Annotated in this window: 12 protein-coding genes and 5 pseudogenes; 10 read left to right on the forward strand and 7 right to left on the reverse strand. The window is 72.8% G+C overall.

The window, feature by feature from the left end; genetic code table 11:
* Positions 1–7: 7 nt before the first annotated feature.
* Positions 8–1015: a DUF5937 family protein gene (locus ACEXOX_RS32570; protein WP_406524560.1), complete on the reverse strand. Its 1008-nt coding sequence runs from the start codon at positions 1013–1015 to the stop codon at positions 8–10.
* A gap of 117 nt (positions 1016–1132) precedes the next feature.
* Here ACEXOX_RS32570 and ACEXOX_RS32575 point away from each other — a divergent pair.
* From ACEXOX_RS32575 to ACEXOX_RS32590, 4 genes and pseudogenes are all read left to right on the forward strand, one after another.
* Positions 1133–2453 (forward strand): annotated as a pseudogene (locus tag ACEXOX_RS32575) (MFS transporter).
* Positions 2454–2792: 339 nt separating this feature from the next.
* Positions 2793–3302, forward strand: coding sequence for a MarR family winged helix-turn-helix transcriptional regulator (locus ACEXOX_RS32580; RefSeq protein WP_406524561.1), 510 nt, complete (start codon positions 2793–2795; stop codon positions 3300–3302).
* A 53-nt stretch (positions 3303–3355) separates the two neighbouring features.
* Positions 3356–3688 carry a DUF3817 domain-containing protein gene (locus tag ACEXOX_RS32585; protein ID WP_030023405.1) on the forward strand — a complete coding sequence of 111 codons (333 nt, stop codon included), beginning with the start codon at positions 3356–3358 and terminating at the stop codon, positions 3686–3688.
* Positions 3689–3831: 143 nt separating this feature from the next.
* Positions 3832–5531, forward strand: a pseudogene (locus ACEXOX_RS32590) (methylmalonyl-CoA mutase).
* Positions 5532–5584: 53 nt separating this feature from the next.
* Here the strand turns inward: ACEXOX_RS32590 and secD are convergent.
* From secD to ACEXOX_RS32610, 4 genes are all read right to left on the reverse strand, one after another.
* A complete protein-coding gene (secD, locus tag ACEXOX_RS32595; protein ID WP_406524562.1) occupies positions 5585–7927 on the reverse strand; it encodes a protein translocase subunit SecD in 2343 nt (780 codons plus the stop codon).
* 120 nt (positions 7928–8047) lie between these two features.
* The gene (locus ACEXOX_RS32600) at positions 8048–8554 is read right to left on the reverse strand and encodes a hypothetical protein (RefSeq protein WP_406524563.1); all 507 of its coding nucleotides are present in this window, start codon (positions 8552–8554) and stop codon (positions 8048–8050) included.
* Positions 8555–8723: 169 nt separating this feature from the next.
* Positions 8724–10121 (reverse strand): sensor histidine kinase, encoded by a 1398-nt coding sequence (locus ACEXOX_RS32605; protein ID WP_406524564.1) that lies wholly within the window; start codon positions 10119–10121, stop codon positions 8724–8726.
* Positions 10118–10900, reverse strand: coding sequence for a response regulator transcription factor (locus ACEXOX_RS32610; protein WP_078624582.1), 783 nt, complete (start codon positions 10898–10900; stop codon positions 10118–10120). The genes ACEXOX_RS32605 and ACEXOX_RS32610 overlap by 4 nt, the downstream gene beginning before the upstream one ends.
* A gap of 63 nt (positions 10901–10963) precedes the next feature.
* Here ACEXOX_RS32610 and ACEXOX_RS32615 point away from each other — a divergent pair, with 63 nt between their 5' ends.
* Positions 10964–12130, forward strand: coding sequence for a UDP-N-acetylglucosamine--N-acetylmuramyl-(pentapeptide) pyrophosphoryl-undecaprenol N-acetylglucosamine transferase (locus tag ACEXOX_RS32615; protein ID WP_406524565.1), 1167 nt, complete (start codon positions 10964–10966; stop codon positions 12128–12130).
* Positions 12131–12180: 50 nt separating this feature from the next.
* Positions 12181–13176, forward strand: coding sequence for a GDP-mannose 4,6-dehydratase (locus ACEXOX_RS32620; protein WP_406526543.1), 996 nt, complete (start codon positions 12181–12183; stop codon positions 13174–13176).
* A gap of 114 nt (positions 13177–13290) precedes the next feature.
* Here ACEXOX_RS32620 and ACEXOX_RS32625 read toward each other — a convergent pair.
* Positions 13291–13950: pseudogene (locus ACEXOX_RS32625) on the reverse strand (TetR/AcrR family transcriptional regulator); the annotation flags it as partial.
* A gap of 356 nt (positions 13951–14306) precedes the next feature.
* On the opposite strand from ACEXOX_RS32625, the gene ACEXOX_RS32630 reads away from it, so the two are divergent.
* The 4 genes and pseudogenes from ACEXOX_RS32630 to ACEXOX_RS32645 all read left to right on the forward strand — a co-directional run bounded on the left by ACEXOX_RS32630 (position 14307) and on the right by ACEXOX_RS32645 (position 18565).
* The gene (locus ACEXOX_RS32630) at positions 14307–15269 is read left to right on the forward strand and encodes a tetratricopeptide repeat protein (protein WP_406524566.1); all 963 of its coding nucleotides are present in this window, start codon (positions 14307–14309) and stop codon (positions 15267–15269) included.
* Between the two features lie 637 nt (positions 15270–15906).
* Positions 15907–16548, forward strand: a complete 642-nt coding sequence (locus ACEXOX_RS32635; RefSeq protein WP_406524567.1) for a DUF6230 family protein — start codon at positions 15907–15909, stop codon at positions 16546–16548.
* A gap of 142 nt (positions 16549–16690) precedes the next feature.
* A pseudogene (locus ACEXOX_RS32640) lies at positions 16691–17017 on the forward strand (DUF6114 domain-containing protein); the annotation flags it as partial.
* Positions 17018–17185: 168 nt separating this feature from the next.
* Entirely contained in the window at positions 17186–18565 is a 1380-nt protein-coding gene (locus tag ACEXOX_RS32645; protein ID WP_406526544.1) for a hypothetical protein, read from the forward strand.
* A 79-nt stretch (positions 18566–18644) separates the two neighbouring features.
* Here the strand turns inward: ACEXOX_RS32645 and pyk are convergent.
* Positions 18645–20071, reverse strand: a pseudogene (gene pyk / locus ACEXOX_RS32650) (pyruvate kinase).
* Positions 20072–20094 lie beyond the last annotated feature (23 nt).

Genomic DNA, 20094 nt, shown 5'->3' on the forward strand with positions numbered 1-20094 from the left:
GCACGTCTCAGCGCGGTGGCGTGCCGCCCGCACTCCCCGCGCTGAGCGCGATGCCCAACGGTGTGCGCTCGTACAGCACCTCGTGCCCGTGGCGGCGCGAGGTCAGCAGTCCGGCGCCGCGCAGCACCGACAGCTGCGCCGACACCGACGAGGGGGCGAGGCCCAGCCGCTGCGCCAGCGCCGTGGTCGAGGCCGGCTCGTCCAGCGCGACGAGCACCGCCGCCCGGTTCACGCCGAGCAGCCGGGCCAGCGCCGGGCCGGCCTCCGGCTCCTGCCACAGGCCGCCGATGCCGCGCGCCGGGTACAGGACGGTGGGCTGCCAGTGCGGTTCGTAGGCGCTCACCACGTCGGGCCACACGAAGACGCTCGGCATCAGCAGGACGCCCCGCCCGTCCAGCTCCTGGATCTGCAGGAAGTGCGCGCGGGTACGGACCGTGAGGGTGCCGCCGGACCAGGTGATCCGCGGGCTGAGGTCCGCGAACAGCTTCTCCAGCCCGTCGCTCGCCAGCTGCCGGGACCGGTAGGCGACCTCGGCCTCCAGCAGCGCGCGCAGCCGCGGCCAGTCCGGGGCCAGCAGCGCGTGCCACGCCCGTTCGGTGGCGTCGGCCAGCTCCCGCACGGCGGCGGTCGGGTCCGTCAGCATCGCCCGGCCGCGCGGGGACTCGGCGGCCCCCGGCGTGCAGGCCAGCGACTTGGCCAGCTCCGCGTGGGCGACGGCAGGGTCCGTGGCCCGCACCCGCGCCAGTTCCTCCTCGAAGGGCGCGAGCGACGACTCCGGCGGCGGCCCCAGGAAGTCGGGGGTGTAGCCGGGCTGCGGCGACGGCATCAGCAGCCGCAGCGCGGACAGGTCCAGGCCCGCCAGCGCCGCGCGCATCCGCCGCAGCCAGGGCAGGTGGTAGCCGTGCCGGTCGGTGCGTAACAGGGTCCGTACGGCTTCGTGGGTCTCGCAGAGCGGCGAAATGGCGAAGCGGATGCGCAGCAGGTCGTCCGCGCCGAAGCGCATGTCCAGCGGCATGGCCGAGGCCCCCTCTCCTCTTACCCCCACTCTTCCCACCGGACGGCCGAACCCGTCATGGATTCGCCCGCTGCCGAACAACTGGGGAGCGCGGGCCAGGCCCGGCACGCTGCCCCCATGCCCGCCACCCCCTCCGGGCCCGCCACCACGGGCCCCGCCGACCCGCGCCCGGAGCCGCCGCCACCACCCACCGGAACCGGCTACCGCGCCGTCTTCTCCACCCCCGAATTCCGCTCCGTCTTCGCCGCACACCTCCTCTCCTCCCTCGGCGTCGTCCTCTGCGAGATCGCGCTCTCCGTACTCGTCTACCAGCTCACCGGGTCGCCCCTGCTGAGCGCGCTGACCTTCGCGCTCGGCCTGCTGCCGTACGTCATCGGCGGCACACTCCTCTCCGCCGTCGCCGACCGCTACCCGGCCCGCCGCGTCCTCGTCGTCTGCGACCTGCTGTGCGCGGGCTGCGCCGCCGCGATGCCGGTCCCGGGCACACCGGTCGCCGTACTACTGGCGCTGCGCTGCGCGACCGCCGCCATCGCCCCCGTCTTCGCCGGGACACGGGCCGGGACGCTGGGCGACGTGCTGGGAGAGGGCGACCTGTTCGTCCTGGGACGCTCGCTGATCCGCATCGTCAACCAAGGCGCGCAACTCGTCGGCTTCGCCGCCGGGGGATTGCTGCTGGCCGCCGTGACACCCGGCGCGGTGTTGGCCATCACCACCGGCACCTTCCTCGGATCGGCCCTCCTCCTGCGCCTGGGCACCCACGCCCGCCCGGCGCGCTGTACGGCCCCGGGGCACTGCTGGGCGCCTCCCTGACCGGCACCCGCCAACTCCTCTCCGACCGCCGCGTCCGAGCCCTCTTCCTGCTGACCTGGCTTCCCCCGACCTTCGTCGTCATCCCCGAGGCGCTGCTCATCCCGTACGCGGACTCCCTCGGCGCGGGCCCGGCAGCGGCCGGCCTGCTCATGTGCGCCATGCCCATCGGCGCGATCACCGCCGAAACCCTGGCCGGCACCTTCCTCGGTCCCCGGGCCCGCACCCGCCTGACCTTCCCTCTCGGCATCTTCTGCGTCCTCCCCTCCCTGGGCTTCGCAGCGCGCCCTCCCTCGGCTGGGCCGTTGCACTCCTCGCCCTGACCGGCACCGGCATCGCCTACAACTTCGGCGTGGACCGCTGGTTCGCGGCCGCCGTACCCGAAGCCCTGCTGGGCCAGGCGATGACGGTGATGCAGGCGGGCCGCATGACGGTCATGGGCCTGGGAATGGGCGCGGCGGGCCTCGCAGCCGAGTACGCACCCCTGTGGGCGGTGATGCCGGCTGGAGGGGTGGTGGGGGTGGTGGCGGTGGGGGTGGTGGTGTTCGAGGTGCGGCGCAACGCGATCCGGGCAACGAGCGAGGTTCCCGCCCGAAGGGACTCCTTCGGAGGCCGCGGAAGCTGCCCGTAAGCTGGAGCCCGATCACATCGACGAGCTCCGGACCGGCGGTCCGGGCGCGCGGCGCGATCCGCGGATGCTCGGCCACTTCACGAACCGGGACGTCGGCTGCGTGCCAGGCTTCTGGAGCATGCCGCGCCGCAGGATCGCGGCCCGTACACGCAGCGGCTCGTGGAGTATCCGCGGACCCGTGACCGGTACGCGTTCGCGCAGCCGGACCGCTGGTGGTCGACGGTCTTCGAGCAGGTCGGCCGGGTCCGCGCGGTCGCCGATGCCGAGAGTTGATCCACCCGGGTACCGAAACCTGAGACAGGGCTGACCACGTTTTGGCCGACCGGTAGGGTCGATGGCGTGCCGAAGCCGCTCAGTCTTGCCTTCGATCCCATTGCCCGTGCCGACGAACTGTGGCAGCGACGATGGGGAGCTGTGCCGTCCATGGCCGCGATCACTTCGGTCATGCGGGCGCAGCAGATCCTGCTGTCCGAGGTGGACGCGGTGCTCAAGCCGTACGGGCTGACGTTCGCGCGGTACGAGGCGCTGGTGCTGCTCACCTTCTCCAAGGCGGGGGAGCTGCCCATGTCGAAGATCGGGGAGCGGCTGATGGTCCACCCGACGTCGGTGACCAACACCGTCGACCGGCTGGTGAGGTCCGGGCTGGTGGACAAGCGGCCGAATCCCAACGACGGGCGCGGCACGCTGGCGTCCATCACCGAGCAGGGGCGGGTGACCTGTGACAAGGCGACGCGTGACCTGATGGCGATGGAGTTCGGGCTGGGGGCCTACAGCGCCGAGGAGTGCGGGGAGATCTTCGCGATGCTGCGGCCGCTGCGGGTCGCGGCCGGTGATTTCCGGGACGAGTGATCCGTGGTAGGGGCGGCGAAGATCGCCCCGGAACGGGCGGTTACGCTCGGAGCATGAAACGCAGCGTGCTGACCCGTTACCGGGTGATGGCCTACGTCACCGCCGTCATGCTCCTCGTCCTGTGCGCCTGCATGGTGGCCAAGTACGGCTTCGACACGGGCAAGGACCTCACGCTCGTGGTCTCGCAGATCCACGGCGTGCTCTACATCATCTACCTCGTCTTCGCCTTCGACCTGGGGTCCAAGGCGAAGTGGAAGTTCGGCAAGCTGCTGTGGGTGCTGATCTCCGGCACCATCCCGACCGCCGCCTTCTTCGTCGAGCGCAAGGTCGTCCGGGAGATCGAGCCGCTGGTCGCGGACGGTACGCCGCAGCCCGCGAAGGTCTGAGGGAGCGTACGGACGCCGTACGGTCGTCGCACGGCCGCCGGGTACGTCCGGCGGCCTTCGCGCAGGGCCGGACGGGCGCCGTCCGGTGACTTCCGGCCGTCAGCCATCGACAATTAGTAGGACGTCCTAGTAAATTTGTGAGCATGGACGCTGACGCGATCGAAGAGGGCCGCCGTCGCTGGCAGGCCCGGTACGACTCCGCCCGTAAGCGGGACGCGGACTTCACCACGCTCTCCGGCGACAGCGTGGAGCCGGCGTACGGCCCCCGCCCCGGCGACTCGGTCGAGGGATTCGAGCGCATCGGCTGGCCGGGGAGTACCCCTTCACGCGCGGGCTGTACCCGACCGGCTACCGCGGCCGTACGTGGACCATCCGCCAGTTCGCGGGCTTCGGCAACGCCGAGCAGACCAACGAGCGGTACAAGATGATCCTGAAGGCGGGGGGCGGCGGCCTCTCCGTCGCCTTCGACATGCCGACGCTGATGGGGCGGGACTCCGACGACCCGCGTTCGCTCGGCGAGGTGGGCCACTGCGGTGTCGCCATCGACTCGGCCGCCGACATGGAGGTCCTGTTCAAGGACATCCCGCTCGGTGACGTGACGACCTCGATGACGATCTCCGGCCCGGCCGTCCCGGTCTTCTGCATGTACCTGGTCGCCGCCGAGCGCCAGGGCGTCGACCCGGCCGTGCTGAACGGCACGCTCCAGACGGACATCTTCAAGGAGTACATCGCCCAGAAGGAATGGCTCTTCCCGCCCGAGCCCCACCTGCGCCTGATCGGCGACCTGATGGAGCACTGCGCGCACGGCATCCCCGCGTACAAGCCGCTCTCCGTCTCCGGTTACCACATCCGCGAGGCGGGCGCGACGGCCGCGCAGGAGCTGGCGTACACCCTCGCCGACGGCTTCGGGTACGTGGAGCTGGGCCTCTCCCGCGGCCTGGACGTGAACACCTTCGCGCCCGGCCTGTCCTTCTTCTTCGACGCCCACCTGGACTTCTTCGAGGAGATCGCGAAGTTCCGGGCCGCCCGCCGCATCTGGGCCCGCTGGATGCGCGACGTGTACGGCGCGACCAGCGAGAAGGCCCAGTGGCTGCGCTTCCACACGCAGACCGCCGGTGTCTCGCTGACCGCCCAGCAGCCGTACAACAACGTCGTCCGGACGGCCGTCGAGGCGCTGGCCGCGGTGCTCGGCGGGACGAACTCCCTGCACACCAACGCGCTGGACGAGACCCTCGCCCTGCCCAGCGAGCAGGCCGCGGAGATCGCGCTGCGGACGCAGCAGGTGCTGATGGAGGAGACCGGCGTCGCCAACGTCGCCGACCCGCTGGGCGGCTCGTGGTTCATCGAGTCGCTGACCGACCGGATCGAGGCCGACGCCGAGAAGATCTTCGAGCAGATCAAGGAGCGGGGCGCCCGGGCGGTACCGAACGGCGAGCATCCCATCGGGCCGATGACGTCCGGCATTCTGCGCGGTATCGAGGACGGCTGGTTCACCGGTGAGATCGCCGAGTCCGCCTTCCGCTACCAGCAGGCGCTGGAGAAGGGCGAGAAGAAGGTCGTCGGCGTCAACTGCGCCCACGGCTCGGTCACCGGGGACCTGGAGATCCTGCGGGTCAGCCACGAGGTCGAGCGGGACCAGGTACGGGTCCTGGCGGACCGCAAGGCGGCCCGGGACGACGCGCGGGTGCGCGCGTCGCTGGCGGCGATGCTGGACGCCGCGCGCAGCGGCGGCAACATGATCGAGCCGATGCTGGCGGCCGTACGGGCCGAGGCGACGCTCGGCGAGATCTGTGACGTGCTGCGCGAGGAGTGGGGCGTGTACACGGAGCCGGCGGGGTTCTGACGGCGGTACGTGCCGGGGGCGGGGTCGTGCGCGACCCCGCCCCCGGCGCCGTGTCAGACCATCGCGCCGTTTCCGGCGCTCGCCTTGTCGCGCGGGCGGGCCGCGGGTGCCTCCGGGGCCGGGTGGCGGCTCTCCAGGACGACGGCGGCCGGGGTGGCCGTGAAGATCGTCGAGGCGATGCCGAACAGGACGCCCGCGAGCAGCGCCACGGAGAAGTCGGCCAGCGAGTCGCCGCCCAGTACCGCGAGGGCGGCGAGGACGAACAGGGCGCCCATGCCGGTGTTCACCGTGCGGGGCACGGTCTGCACGATCGCCCGGTCGGCGAGGAGCGCGAGCCCCTCCGCGCCGCGCGCGGCCCGGTCGCCCTTGGCGGCGCGCCGCAGTTCCCGTACGCGGTCGAAGAGCACGACCGTGTCGTTGACGGAGTAGCCGACGACGGTCAGCAGCGCCGCGAGGAAGACGCTGTCCACCGGTTTGCCGAGCCACGCGAACAGGCCCACCACCAGCACCACGTCCTGCACCATGGCCAGGACCGCGGCCGTCGCGAACGTCCAGCGGAACCGGATGCTCAGATAGACCAGCTGGGCGGCGACCGCGATGCCCAGTGCGATCAGCGCCTTGCCGCGCAGCTCGCTGCCCATGCTGGGCCCGATCTTCTCGTCCCGCTCGACCTCGACCGTGCCGCCGGGCTTCTGGAGGGACGTGCGGATACGGTCCTGCTCGTCGTCGGTCAGCTGCTCGGTCCGTACGGCGATCCCGCCGTCGCCCGACTCCTGGACGACCGCGCGCGGGAAGCCCGCCTCCGCGACCGCCTCGCGCGCCGTCTCGGCGTCCACCGTACGGCTGGTGCTGTACTCGACGAGCCGGCCGCCGGTGAACTCCACGCCGAATTCCAGGCCGCGTACGCCGATCCCGGTGACGGCGAGCAGCAGCAGGCCGGCGCCGACGCCCAGCCAGGTGCGGCGCCGCCGCATCAGCCGCGGCCGGCGGCGTGCCAGCCACCGCCGTACCCGCCCCTCGGACGCCATGCCGGTGATGGCGGGCCGCCGCCGTACGGCCCCGCGGCGCACCGCCCAGCCCGCCAGCACCCGGGTGATGACCAGCGCGGAGACCATCGAGGCCAGCACGCCGATGGACAGCGTGACGCCGAAGCCCTTGACCGGTCCGGTGGCGAAGAAGAACAGCAGGCCCGCGGCGAGCAGCGTCGTGACGTTCGAGTCGAGGATCGCGCTCCACGCCTTGCCGAAGCCCTCGCGCAGCGGGCGCCGCAGATCGCCGCCGGAGCGGGCCGCGCGGCGCGCGTACTCCTCCCTGGCCCGCTCGAACACCAGGACGTTGGCGTCCACCGCCATGCCGACCGCGAGGACGAAACCGGCGAGGCCGGGCAGGGTGAGGGTGGCGCCCAGGGCGACGAGCACGGCGTACGAGATCAGTCCGTACGCGGCGAGTGCGATCGTGGCCAGCGCGCCCAGCAGCCGGTAGACGACGATGACGAACACGCCGGTGCACAGCAGGCCGATGACGGCGGCGGTGGCACTGGCCTTGATCGCGTCGGCGCCCAGCGTCGGCCCGACGGTGCGCTGCTCGACGACCTCGACGGGTACCGGCAGGGCGCCGCCCTTGACGAGGGCCGCCAGGTCGCGGGCCTCGGTGTCGCTGAATCCGCCGGTGATCTGGGCGTTGCCGCCCGCGATGCCGGTCGTGCACGGCACGCTCTGCTGCATGCCGGGGGCGGAGATCACCCGGTCGTCCAGCACGATCGCGACCCGCCGGGCCGGCTCGCCGGGCGCCGCGCACGCCGCCTGGCCGGTGACCCGCGCCCAGGCGTCCGCGGCGGCGCCGCGGAAGGACAGGTCGACGGTCCAGCCGCGCCCGCCCTGCGGATCGAAGACGGCCTCCGCGTCCTTGACGCCCTCGCCGGTCAGCGCGGGCGGGCCGAGCCGCAGGGCCTGGCCGGGAGCGTCGGGGTCGGCGAGGGTGCGGGTGCGGTCGTCCTTGGCCTTCAGCTCCGGCGTGCCCTTGGGGTCCGGCAGGGTGGCGAGCACGGGGTGGAAGGTGAGCTGCGCGGTACGGCCGATGACCTCGACGGCCTGCTTCGGGTCCTGGACGCCGGGCAGTTCGGCGACGATGCGTTTCTCGCCGGAGCGGGACAGCGACGGTTCGGCGACGCCGAGCGCGTCGATCCGCTGCCGCAGCACCTCCAGGGCCCGGTCGGTGGCGGCGGAGTCGGCACGGGCGGTGGGCGAGTCCTTCGTCTCCAGGACGATCTGGGTGCCGCCACGGAGATCGAGGCCGAGGCGGGCGGGGGTGGTCAGGGCGAAGAACAGGGACACGGCGACGACGGCGAGCGCGATCAGCGCACGCCAGGGCCGCCGCGACGGAGCGCGGGACGGCATGGGTCTCCCCTTCAGGGATACGGAGGCGGGGCGCCGGCCGGCCGCGCGCACCGGGCCGCGGCGGCGCGTCGGGGCGTCGCCGGGCATGCCGGTGCTGCGGGCCGCCGTACGCCTGGGGCGTCAGCTGCTCCGTACGAAGGGAGGCCCGCGCGGGCTGCGCGGGGAGTACCGGGCCCGGGGCGGCGCCCGTTCCTGGCGCGGGCCGACGGTCTCGCCGTACCCGAAGGGGGTGTGGCGAGACCGTCGGGGAGGCGCAGGGCAGCGCGCCCGGGAGGCCGGGGAAGCGCGGGTGGGGGAGAGGACGGCCTGGATGTGGGCGGTGGCGGTCTGGCGGGCCACCGGCCGGTCCGGGGCGGTGCGGGCGTCGGCCCGGGGGTGGCCGGGCGCGGTGTGTGCCGTGAGCACCCGGGGTGCGGCGGCGGACGTTGGCCGGGAAGGGGTGCCGAAGGGGCCGGATGTGGTGACTGCCGGACTCACGGGGGCGGCAGCCGATGGGCCGGGCAGCGGCGGGCCGGACGTGGCCCCCGCCGTCCCGGACGTCCCGGCCAGGACCAGCAGGACGGCCCACAGCCCGGCCAGCGCGCGCGGCAGGAAGCCCGGCAGCGCACGGCGTGCTCGTCCGCTCACCGCCCGCCCCCTCCGGTCCGCCGCTCGGCCCGTACCCGGCCGTGATTCCGGCCAGGGTAGTACGCCGTTCCTGTTCGAAAACCCGTACGGTCCTGAGCAAAACCCTGCACGGCCCTTTCCAGGTATCCGTACGGTCCAGGTCCTGTTCGGAAACCCGTACGGCCCTGTCCTACCCCGCCGGGAAGCGGAGGCGGAAGAGCGCCCCGCCGCCCGGCGCCTGCGCGGCCGTCAGTTCGGCCCGGTGGGCGCGGGCGATCTGGCGGGCCATGGCCAGGCCGAGGCCGGAGCCGGGCAGCGCGCGGGCGGTCTCGGCGCGGTAGAAGCGGTCGAAGACGTACGGCAGGTCCTCGGCCGTGATGCCGGGGCCGTGGTCGCGGACGGTCAGCTCCAGGCCGTCCGCGGTGGCGGCCAGTTCCGTCTCGACCGGGCCGCCGGGCGGCGAGAACTTCGCCGCGTTGTCCAGGAGGTTGGACAGCAGCCGGGACAGCCGCGCCGGTACGCCCGGGACGGTCACCCCGGCCGCCGCCGCGTCGGCCCGTACGGTGAACGTGATCTCCGGCCAGTGGCCGCGGGCCGCCTCCACCGCGTGCTCCAGCAGCGCCGCCGGGCGCACCTGCTCCACCAGCGGCTGCGGTTCCTCGTCCCGGGCCAGTTCGATCAGGTCGTTGACGAGGGTGGTGACCTCGCGCAGCTGCCGGCCCAGGGCGCCGGACGCGCGGTCGCGCTGGGCTTCGGTCAGCCGGTCGGCGCGGGCGAGCAGTTCGGCGTTGGTGCGCAGCGCGGTCAGCGGGGTGCGCAGCTCGTGGGAGGCGTCCGCGACCAGCCGGCGCTGCGCGGTGACCGACTGCTCCAGCTCGCCGAGCATGGTGTTGAAGCTGGCGGCGAGGCGGGTGACCTCGTCCTCGCGGCCGGGCGGACCGGCGGGCAGTTCGATGCGGTGCCGGGCGTCGCGGGTGGCGGCGATGCGCTCGGCGGTGGCGGTGAGCCGGGCGACCGGGGCCAGCCCGGTGCGCGACACCCAGTAGCCGAGCCCGGCCGCCAGCAGGACCCCGGCGCCGCCGACGCCCGCCAGCGCCACCGCGGCCTTCTGGACGCCGCGCTGCACGGTGTCCGTGCGCAGCGCCACCTGGAGCGCCTCGTCCTTGCCGCGCAGCCGCACGGTGTACCTGCGCACCGGGTAACCGGCCACGGTCAGCTCGTCGTAGTACGGCGCGTGCCGGCCGGCGGCGACCGCGCGGGTGGCGTCGCCGACCGGCAGGGCGTAGGGGTCGCGCGGGTCCCGGGACTTGTCGGCGGGGACCGACTGGACACAGGGCACGGCCTGGAAACGGCAGCTCGTGTCGCCCGCGGTCGGACCCCACGAGCGGAACTTCTCGCTGTACTGGGCTGCCGTCTGGGCCAGATTCAGCTCCAACTGGCGGGTCATCTGATAGCGGATGATGAAGAACGCAGCCGTGCAGATGCCGACCGCCACCAGGGCCACTGCGGCGGACGCGGCGATCGCCAGCCGGGTCCGCAGCGGCCGGCGCCGCCGCCAGCGCGCGCCCAGGCCGCGTCGCCCGCTCACGCCCGTCCCGCTCTGCCGCCCCGGCCCGGCTGGTCCGGCTCGTCCAGGCGGTAGCCGACGCCGTGCACGGTGTGCACCAACCGGGACTCGCCGTCCGCCTCCAGCTTGCGGCGCAGATAACCGACGTACACCGCTAGGGAGTTGGAGTCCGGGCCGAAGTCGCGGCCCCAGACCCGCTCCAGGATCACCTCACGCGGCATCACCTGTCCGGGGTGCAGCAGGAGCAGTTCCAGCAGGGCCCACTCCGTACGGCTGAACTCCAGTGGCCGTCCGCCCCGGTGGCCGGTGCGGGTCACCGGGTCGACGACCAGGTCGGCGAAGGCCAGCGAGGTGTCGTCGGCGGCGCCGGCCGACGCGCGGCGCAGCAGCGCCCGCACCCGCGCGACCAGCTCGTCCAGCGCGAACGGTTTGACGAGGTAGTCGTCGGCGCCCGCGTCCAGCCCGTCCACCCGCTCGCTGACCGAGTCCAGCGCGGTCAGCACGAGGATCGGCGTACGGTCGTCCAGCGCGCGCAGCCGCCGGCAGACCGCCAGGCCGTCCAGCACCGGCATCATCACGTCCAGCACGATCGCGTCCGGCTGCCAGGAGGCGACCTCGGAGAGCGCGGCCAGCCCGTCGGCGGCGCCGCGCACCGCGTACCCCTCCACGGTGAGGCCGTCCTCGACGGCGGCCCGTACCTCCGGTTCGTCGTCCACGACGAGGATCTTCGGCGGGGACGCGGCGGCGGGCTGCTGGGCGGCGCTCCGGGGCGCGGGGTGCGGTGCAGGCGAGGACGGCATGCACACAGGCTGCCAAACCTCCGTCTTAGAACCTTCTTAGGGCGCTTGACGAGCGTGGCGGCCATGCGCACACCACTCTCAGTCGTCATCGGTGCGGGCGGTACCGGCGGTCACATCTACCCCGGGCTCGCCCTCGCGGACGCCCTGCGCCGGGCCGTGCCCGACGCGGTGGTCTCCTTCGTCGGTACGGAGCGCGGGCTGGAGACGCGGCTCATCCCGCAGGCCGGATACCGCCTGCACACCGTGGACATGATTCCCTTCGACCCGTCGCTCGGCGCCAAGCGCTATCTGCTGCCCGCCGCGCTGCTGAAATCGGGCGCCCAGTGCCGCTCGATCCTGCGGCAGCAGGAAGCCCAGGTCGCGGTCGGCATGGGCGGCTACCCGAGCGCGCCGGTCATCGTCGGGGCGCGGCTGGCCGGGCTGCCCAGCCTGGTCCACGAGTCCAACGCGGTGCCCGGCCGGGCCAACAAGTTCGCCGCCCGGCTCACCCCGCACATCGCGCTCGCCTTCGACCGCAGCCGCGCGCACCTGACGGGCGGCGAGCGCGCCGAGACGGTCGGGATGCCGCTGGTCGGGCCGCTGGCGAACCTGGACCGTACGGCGCTGCGGGAGCGGGCGCGCCGCGAGCTGGGCGTGCCGGCGGGCACCCGGCTGCTGCTCGTCAACGGCGGCAGCCTGGGCGCGGCGCGGCTCACCGAGGCCGCGGTCGGCCTCGCGGCCCGGTACCGGACCCGTACGGATCTGCGGCTGCTGGTCAAGACCGGTCCCGCGGCCCTGGAGGAGACCCGGGAGCGGCTGGTCGCGACGGGCGGTGCGGCGGTCGCCGAGGCCGTTCCGTACCTGGACCGGATGGATCTGGCCTACGCCGCCGCCGACCTCGTGGTGTGCCGGGCCGGCTCGGCGACCGTCGCCGAGCTGGCGACGATCGGGATGCCGTCCGTCCTGGTCCCGTACCCGCACGCGCCCGGTGACCACCAGACCCACAACGCGCGGGTGCTGTCCGACGCGGGCGCCGCCGTCCTGCTGCCGGACGCCGAGACCACTGCGGAACGCCTGGACGCGCTCGTCACCCCGCTGCTCGACGACCCCGCCCGGCTGGCGGCCATGGGCCAGGCCGCCGACCCGGGCACCCACGCGCGCGCCGCCGACCTGCTGGCCGCCAAGGTCCTGAAGCTGGCCGGCCACCCCGCAGCCCACCCCACCACCACCTACCTGAGGGAGACCGCATGAGCACCACCGACCGCCCCACCACCGGCCGCGCCACCCCCGACCACGCGACCATGGAAGCCCGCTGGAAGGGCCGCACCGTCCTGGTCACCGGCGCCGAGGGCTTCATCGGCTCGACGCTGGTGGACCAGCTCGTCGGCTACGGCGCGAAGGTGCGCGCCTTCGTCCACTACAAGCCGTACGCCGAGAAGGGGCACCTGGCCCGCTACCTGGGCCCGGACAGCCCGGTCGAGATGATCGCGGGCGATGTGCGGGACGCCGGCCGGGTGGCGGACGCGGTGGCCGGCTGCGACACGGTCTTCCACCTCGCCGCCCTCATCGGCATCCCGTACAGCTACGACTCGCCCGGCGCCTACGTCCAGACCAACGTCGTGGGCACCGAGAACATCGCCGAGGCGTGCCGCCGGCACGCCGTGCGCCGCCTGGTGCACACCTCGACCAGCGAGGTGTACGGCACCGCGCTGACCGCGCCGATCGGCGAGGACCACCCGCTCCAGCCGCAGTCCCCGTACTCCGCCTCGAAGATCGGCGCGGACATGATGGCGCTCTCCCACTGGCACGCCTTCGAACTGCCGGTCACGGTCGTCCGCCCGTTCAACACCTACGGCCCGCGCCAGTCCGCGCGCGCCGTGATCCCCACCATCCTGGCGCAGCTGCACTCCGGCGCCCGGGAGATCAGGCTGGGCTCGCTCACCCCGACCCGCGACTTCACCTATGTCACCGACACCGCGGCCGGTTTCCTGGCGATGGCCGACTGCGACCGGGCGCTGGGCGAGGTCGTCAACCTCGGTACGGGACAGGAGATCTCCATCGGCGACCTGGCGCGGTCCCTGATCGCCGCGTCCGGCCGGGACGCCGAGGTGGTGGTGGAGGGCTCCCGGCTGCGGCCCGCCGGGAGCGAGGTCCAGCGACTGCTTTCGGACAATTCGCGGGCGCGCGAATGGGCCGGGTGGACGCCGGAGGTGTCCCTGGAGGACGGGCTGAAGCGGACGTCGGAGTGGGTGGCGGAGCATGTGCACCTGTTCGCGGCGGACCGGTACCAGGTCTGAGGGACGGTACGGGTACGGGTGCCCGGCGCGAGTGGCGGCCCGTACCCGTACCCGTACCGGCCGTCCGGGAGGCTCACCCCCGGCCGGGCCCGCTTCCGTACCCGCAGGACCGGCCAGTCCGGCCAGTCCGGTCAGCAGCAGCGCGCTGAACTGCTGCGCCCACAGTTCGTCCACCGGCTCCGCGCTGACCAGCGCCCGGTGCACGACGGCGCCCGCGATCACGTCGAAGATCAGCCCCACCGCCCGCCCGGCGGCCGCCGCGCCCTCCTCACCGGCCGGGTCCGGCGGCAGTTCCCCGCGCGCCTGGGCCCGCTCGCGCCCGAGGATCACCAGCCGCTTCTGCCGCTCGACCACGGCGGAGCGGATACGGACCCGCAGCGCCTCGTCGGTGGTGGACTCGGCGACCACGGCCATCAGCGCGGTCTTGGTCTCCGGGCGGGCCAGCAGCGAGGCGAACTGCAGGACGACGCCCTCGATGTCGGCCTGGAGGCAGCCCCGGTCGGGGAGTTCGAGTTCGTCGAAGAGGACCGCCACGGCGTCCAGGACCAGCTCGTTCTTGTTGGCCCAGCGGCGGTAGAGGGTCGTCTTGGCGACCTTGGCGCGGGCGGCCACGTCGCCCATCGTCAGCTTGCCCCAGCCCAGCTCGACCAGTGCGGCGCGGGTGGCGTCGAGGATCGCGCGGTCCGCCTCGGCGCTGCGCGGCCGGCCCGTACGGCTGCGGGGGCCCGCACGGCCCGCGGCGGTGCTGGTGCCGGTGAGGGGGCAGCGGTGCATGGGGGCGACCATACCGGCCAGTAGGTGCGGGCCGGCCCGTCCTCGTGAGGCAGATCACCCGTACGGTTCGCGAGACGGGGTGCCGGGCCGGGGCGCCGGACAGTTACGCTACGGGTCGTAGCGAAAGGGTGTGGCCGGTACGGCACGCCCCGGACGCGACAACCACAGGCCGCGGGTGGGGACCCGGGGCCGCAGCAGCACCGCACCGGCCCCGGCCGGTGCGCACGCGGCACCTCCGTCCTGCGCCGGCACACCGGCGGGCCGCACGGACGGACCGGCACCGCGTGCTTTTTCGCGCACCGTGAATTTTCGGCACCGCTTTTCGCAACGGTCCGCGGAAGGGGGAGGATAGGCCCATGCAGCCACGCAACATGTCCATGAGTGGAGTCGTCGACCTCGCCGCGGTGAAGGCGGCCGGGGAAGCGAAGCAGAAGGCGGAGCAGGCGCGAGCCGAGGCGGCCCGCACGGGCCGGCCCACAGACGGCGCCCGTCTGGTGTTCGACGTCGACGAGGCGGGGTTCCAGCAGGACATCCTCCAGCGCTCCACCGAGGTCCCGGTCGTCATCGACTTCTGGGCCGAGTGGTGCGAGCCGTGCAAGCAGCTCGGCCCGCTGCTGGAGCGGCTGGCGGGGGAGTACGCCGGCAAGTTCGTCCTGGCCAAGATCGACGTCGACGCCAACCAGGCGCTGTTCCAGCAGTTCGGCGTGCAGGGCATCCCGGCGGTCTTCGCGGTCGTCGCGGGCCAGCCGATCCCGCTGTTCCAGGGCGCGGCCCCGGAGGCACAGATCCGCCAGGTGCTGGACCAGCTCGTCCAGGCCGCCGAGCAGCAGTTCGGGATCGTCGGCGCGCCCGTCGACCCGGCGGACGCACCGCCGCAGGAGGACGTCCCCGAGCCGGTCGGCCCGTACGACGCGCTGCTGGAGGCCGCGAACCAGGCGCTGGACGCCGGTGACCTCGACGGCGCCGTCCAGGCGTACAAGAACGTGCTCTCCGACGACCCGGCGAACCCGGAGGCCAAGCTCGGCCTGGCGCAGGCCGAACTGCTGCGCCGGGTGCGGGATCTGGACCCGCAGGAGGTGCGCAAGGCGGCGGCCGACGGCCCCGCCGACGTGCAGGCGCAGATCAGGGCGGCCGACCTGGACCTGGTCGGCGGTCATGTGGAGGACGCCTTCGGGCGGCTGGTGGACACCGTCCGGCGCACGGCGGGTGACGACCGCGAGGCCGCGCGGGTGCGGCTGCTGGAGCTGTTCGAGGTCATCGGGACCGACGACCCGCGGGTGATCTCGGCCCGTACGGCTCTGGCGCGGGTGCTGTTCTGATCCTCCTCTGACCCCATTTCGACCCCTCGGCGTCCGGTCACCCGCGTCTCCTGAGGCGCGCGGACCCCACCACACGGCAGCGGCCACGTTTTACCAAATCTTGGTAATCGTGGCCGCTGTTACTTGGAGTAAGAGGGGAGAGGGGTTTCGTCGGTGTTCATCCCTGATTTCCCCAAGTCTCCTCACCGTCGGCGACGACCCTGGGTGGCTGCCTGATTTCGCGCCGTTGTGCCCTGGCCAGCTCTGCGTTACTGGCAAGTAACGAACCCCTTGTGCGACGGCCGCCGATGCACCACGATCGGCCACGCTCGGTCCATTCCCGCCGCCCGGCAACCGGTCGGTGCCGCGGGGGCCATGGGTCCCCACCGAGTGGCCGGCGGCACCGCCACCGGTCCCGGACAGGGGGTTCCTGCCCACCCGGCAGGGCCTGTCCGCCAAGCGCCGCGCGCGAGCGTGGCCAGTGGTTGTCGCTCGGGGGTGATCGCCGGTGCATCGGAACGCCGTACGCCTGTACGCCATTTCGGTACGGGCGCTCTCCTTCCCGAGGACGTAGCACTTCTCCCATCCCAGGTACGGCCGCCGTCTCCCCCAGACCCGGGCCGCAACCGGAGATGTACGTCCGAGAAGGAGGAAAGTCATGGAGTCCCTGGCTCGTGGCGGGACCAGATGGAAGCGGTTCGCCGTTGTCATGGTGCCGAGCGTCGCGGCGACGGCTGCCATCGGAGTCGCCATCGCACAGGGTGCGCTGGCAGCGTCGTTCAGCGTCTCCGGGCAGCAGTTCAAGGTCACCGCGAAGGAACTCAAAGGTGACGGGTTCGTCCAGTACGGCGCCCTCGACAAGGGCAAGAACGGCCAGCACCCGGTCGCCGTGGTGGGCCTGAACTCCGCGGAGATCACCAACCTGTGCCAGTCGGTCGTCGTGCCGGTGCCGGTCTTCGGCGACGTGACGATGCAGCTCAAGGCGGGCGCCGAGGGCGGCCCGAAGGTCCTGGCGAAGAAGCTCTACATCGACGCCGACGACCTGCGGACCAACGCGACGTTCACCAACGTGGACATCGGCGTCTCGGTGGACGACACCGGCGCCGGGGGCAAGACACCCGGTCCGGCCAAGCCCGGCGAGGGGGGCAGAGGTGCCTACCTCCCCGGCTCCTTCGCCCAGCAGGCCGATCACGTCCTGTTCAAGGACGTCAAGCAGCGCGCCTGGGCCACCACGGCCGGCACGTTCGAACTCAGCGGTCTGCACATGAGCGTCAGCCGCGGCAAGAACGAGTGCTACTGACGCACTGAGCGCACGGGGGCGGGGGCGTGCGCGGCGGAGCGGTCGGCCGTCCGCGCGCCCCGCACCCGTACGCCGGTGGCCGCCGCGCCACGCACTCCAGCTCACGTACCACCGATTAGCCAGTCCCGAGGAGCTGTACGACATGAGCGCCGACACGCGACCACGGCTGAACGAGAAGACCGGCCGCAAGCGCACTTCGTTCCGGGAGTGGCGAGGTCAGCGCCCGTTCTGGGGCGGGGTGCTGACGCTGCTGGCCGGATTTCCGATCATGTACATCCCCTACGCGAACCTCACGATCGGCTCCCTGACCGTCCGGATGGCGACGACCGCGGGCGCCGGCTCGCTGATCATCGGCGTACTCCTGGTCGTGCTCGGCCTGACCATGTGGTTCCAGCCCGTCTCCCGCGTCTTCGCGGGTGTCGCGGCGATCCTGCTGTCCCTGGTCTCCCTGGTGGTCTCCAACTTCGGCGCCTTCGTGGTCGGCTTCGCGCTGGGCCTGGTCGGCGGCGCGCTGGCGGTCTCCTGGGCGCCGGGCAAGCCCGTCGCCCCCGAGGGGGCGAACCGGCCCGGCCCGTGGGCGGCGCACCGGACGACCTGTCAGGAGCGAGCCCGGTCACCGGGACGAACGGGAGGCACAGTGCCGGGTGACGAGCACGAGACGCAGGCAGCCGCCCCGGCCACGAGAACCGGGCCGCGCCACGCGGCCCCGCGCAAACCGCTGCTGACCCGGCTGCACGTACCCGCGGGCAAGGCGATCGCCCTCGCCGCGATGCCCACCGCGGTCCTGATGGGGATGGGCCTGACACCGCAGCTGGCGATGGCCAAGCCGCAGCCGGAGAGCCCGTTCAAGAAGGGGCCGTGCGTCAGCGCGCCCGACACGGCGGAGCAGCAGGCGAAGGAGAAGGCGGCCAAGGAGAAGGCGGAGAAGGACGCCAAGGACGCCAAGGAGAAGGCGGAGAAGGACGCCAAGGACGCCAAGGAGAAGGCGGCCAAGGACCAGGCCGAGAAGGAGAAGGCGGCCAAGGACAAGGCCGACACCGGCTCGGACACCCCCACCCCCGGCGCCTCCTCCCCGTCCCCGGACAAGAAGGGCACGCCCCAGAAGCCCGCCCCGCCCCCGTCCGCGGGCAAGTCCACCACCCCGTCCCCCTCCGCCTCCTCGTCCCCCTCGGAGCAGAACCCCTGGTACGACCCGCTGGGCGTGGGCAAGAAGCTGCACGACGTCTTCCACCCCGGCGACGGCAAGTCCGGCACCCCGGGCACGTCTCCGTCGCCGTCCCCGTCCTCCTCCGCACCCGCGGGCAAGGACTCCGGCCCCGGCTCCGGCGACGCGTCCGGCAAGCCCGGCGGCAAGGCCACCGACCGGCTCAAGGACACCACCGACAAGCTGGGCAAAGCGGCCGACGACGCCAAGGACAAGACAGGGAAGGCGCTGGGCGACGCGAAGGACACGGCGGACGACGCCTCGCCGTCGGCCTCCCCGTCCCCGTCCCCCAGCAGCAGCGCCGACCCGAACGCCCCCGACGCGGACGGCAAGAAGCCCTTCCCCTGCGTCGAGGAGAAGAAGGTCGCCGGCGCGGCCGAGCAGCCCCCGGCCACCGTCCCGAACCAGCCCTGGTACCTGGAGTCCAGCGGCCTGACCCTGCGCGGTCTGGACTACCAGGGCGTCGTCAACCTCACGATGCCCAACGGTCGCACCAAGCAGGCCCTGAAGTTCACCGCCGACAGCATCGACATCGGCGACCTCCACCAGATCGTGGACGGCCAGGCCGGGAAGAAGTACCACGTCCAGGCGGCCGCGGGCTCGACCTCGACGATCCGGGACGGCAAGGTCACCATGTACACCGAACGCCTCCAGGGCAACCTCTTCGGCCTGATCCCGATCGTCTTCGACCCGGAGCACCCGCCGCCCCTCAACGTCCCCTTCGCGTACTTCACCAAGGTGAAGATCACCCAGGCGGGCCAGTTCGGCGGCACCCTGACGATTCCGGGGCTGCACCACTCGGTCTCGGACTGAGCCCGGCACCTGCGTACGGCGGTGGGCCGCACCCCGAGGGGATGCGGCCCACCGCCGTACGCAGGTCACTCGCCGCGCGTCAGCCGCGGTCGCCGCCCAGGTGGTGGACGCGGACCATGTTGGTGGTGCCGGGGACGCCGGGGGCGAACCGGCGGTGATGATCATGGTGTCGCCGTCGTTGTAGCGCTGGAGCTTGAGCAGCTCGGCGTCGACCAGGTCGACCATCTCGTCGGTGTGCTCCACGTGCGGGACGACGAAGGTCTCCACGCCCCAGCTCAGCGCGAGCTGGTTGCGGGTGGCGGCGTCCGTGGTGAAGGCCAGGATCGGCTGCGCCGAGCGGTAGCGGGACAGCCGGCGGGCGGTGTCACCGGACTTGGTGAAGGCGATCAGCGCCTTGCCGTCGAGGAAGTCGGCCATCTCGGCGGCCGCGCGGGCCACCGCGCCGCCCTGGGTACGGGGCTTCTTGCCCGGGACCAGCGGCTGCAGGCCCTTGGCCAGCAGCTCCTCCTCGGCCGCCTCGACGATCTTCGACATCGTCTTGACGGTCTCGATCGGGTACTGGCCGACCGAGGACTCGGCGGAGAGCATGACCGCGTCGGCGCCGTCCAGGATCGCGTTGGCGACGTCGGACGCCTCGGCGCGGGTCGGCCGCGAGTTGGTGATCATCGACTCCATCATCTGGGTCGCCACGATCACCGGCTTGGCGTTCCGCCGGCACATCTCCACCAGGCGCTTCTGCACCATCGGGACCTTCTCCAGCGGGTACTCCACGGCGAGGTCGCCACGGGCCACCATCACGCCGTCGAAGGCCGCGACGACCTGCTCCATGTTGGCGACCGCCTGCGGCTTCTCCACCTTGGCGATCACCGGGACGCGTCGGCCGACCTCGTCCATGACGCGGTGCACGTCCTGGACGTCCTTGGCGTCCCGCACGAAGGACAGGGCGACCAGGTCGCAGCCCATGTTCAGGGCGAACTTCAGGTCCTCGACGTCCTTCTCGGACAGCGCCGGGACGTTGACCGCCGCGCCGGGCAGGTTGATGCCCTTGTGGTCGGAGATGACACCGCCCTCGATGACGATGCAGCGCACCCGCGGGCCGTCGATCTCGACGACCTGGAGCGCCACGTTGCCGTCGTTGATCAGGACCGGGTCGCCCTTGGAGACGTCACCGGGCAGGCCCTTGTAGGTCGTGCCGCAGATGGTCTTGTCGCCGGGCACGTCCTCGGTGGTGATGACGAACTCGTCGCCGCGCACCAGCTCGACGGGGCCGTCGGCGAAGGTCTCCAGGCGGATCTTGGGGCCCTGGAGGTCGGCCAGCACGCCGATGGCGCGGCCGGTCTCCTCGGCGGCCTTGCGGACGCGGTGGTAGCGCTCCTCGTGCTCCGCGTGGGTGCCGTGGCTCATGTTGAATCGGGCCACGTTCATGCCGGCCTCGATCAGCGTCTTCAGCTGGTCGTAGGAGTCGACGGCGGGGCCCAGGGTGCAGACGATTTTGGAACGGCGCATGGCTCAATCCTATCGTTTGTTTC

Source organism: Streptomyces sp. Ac-502 (assembly GCF_045222935.1).
GTDB lineage: Bacteria > Actinomycetota > Actinomycetes > Streptomycetales > Streptomycetaceae > Streptomyces > Streptomyces monomycini.

What these genes read in the sequence shown, in the direction of transcription:
- ACEXOX_RS32615 (WP_406524565.1), top strand. Translation starts at nt 10,964, where the DNA reads ATGCGCACACCACTCTCAGTCGTCATCGGTGCGGGCGGTACCGGCGGT.
- ACEXOX_RS32585 (WP_030023405.1), top strand. Translation starts at nt 3,356, where the DNA reads ATGAAACGCAGCGTGCTGACCCGTTACCGGGTGATGGCCTACGTCACC.
- ACEXOX_RS32570 (WP_406524560.1), bottom strand. Translation starts at nt 1,015, where the DNA reads ATGCCGCTGGACATGCGCTTCGGCGCGGACGACCTGCTGCGCATCCGC.
- ACEXOX_RS32635 (WP_406524567.1), top strand. Translation starts at nt 15,907, where the DNA reads ATGGAGTCCCTGGCTCGTGGCGGGACCAGATGGAAGCGGTTCGCCGTT.
- ACEXOX_RS32630 (WP_406524566.1), top strand. Translation starts at nt 14,307, where the DNA reads ATGCAGCCACGCAACATGTCCATGAGTGGAGTCGTCGACCTCGCCGCG.
- ACEXOX_RS32610 (WP_078624582.1), bottom strand. Translation starts at nt 10,900, where the DNA reads ATGCCGTCCTCGCCTGCACCGCACCCCGCGCCCCGGAGCGCCGCCCAG.
- secD (WP_406524562.1), bottom strand. Translation starts at nt 7,927, where the DNA reads ATGCCGTCCCGCGCTCCGTCGCGGCGGCCCTGGCGTGCGCTGATCGCG.
- ACEXOX_RS32620 (WP_406526543.1), top strand. Translation starts at nt 12,181, where the DNA reads ATGGAAGCCCGCTGGAAGGGCCGCACCGTCCTGGTCACCGGCGCCGAG.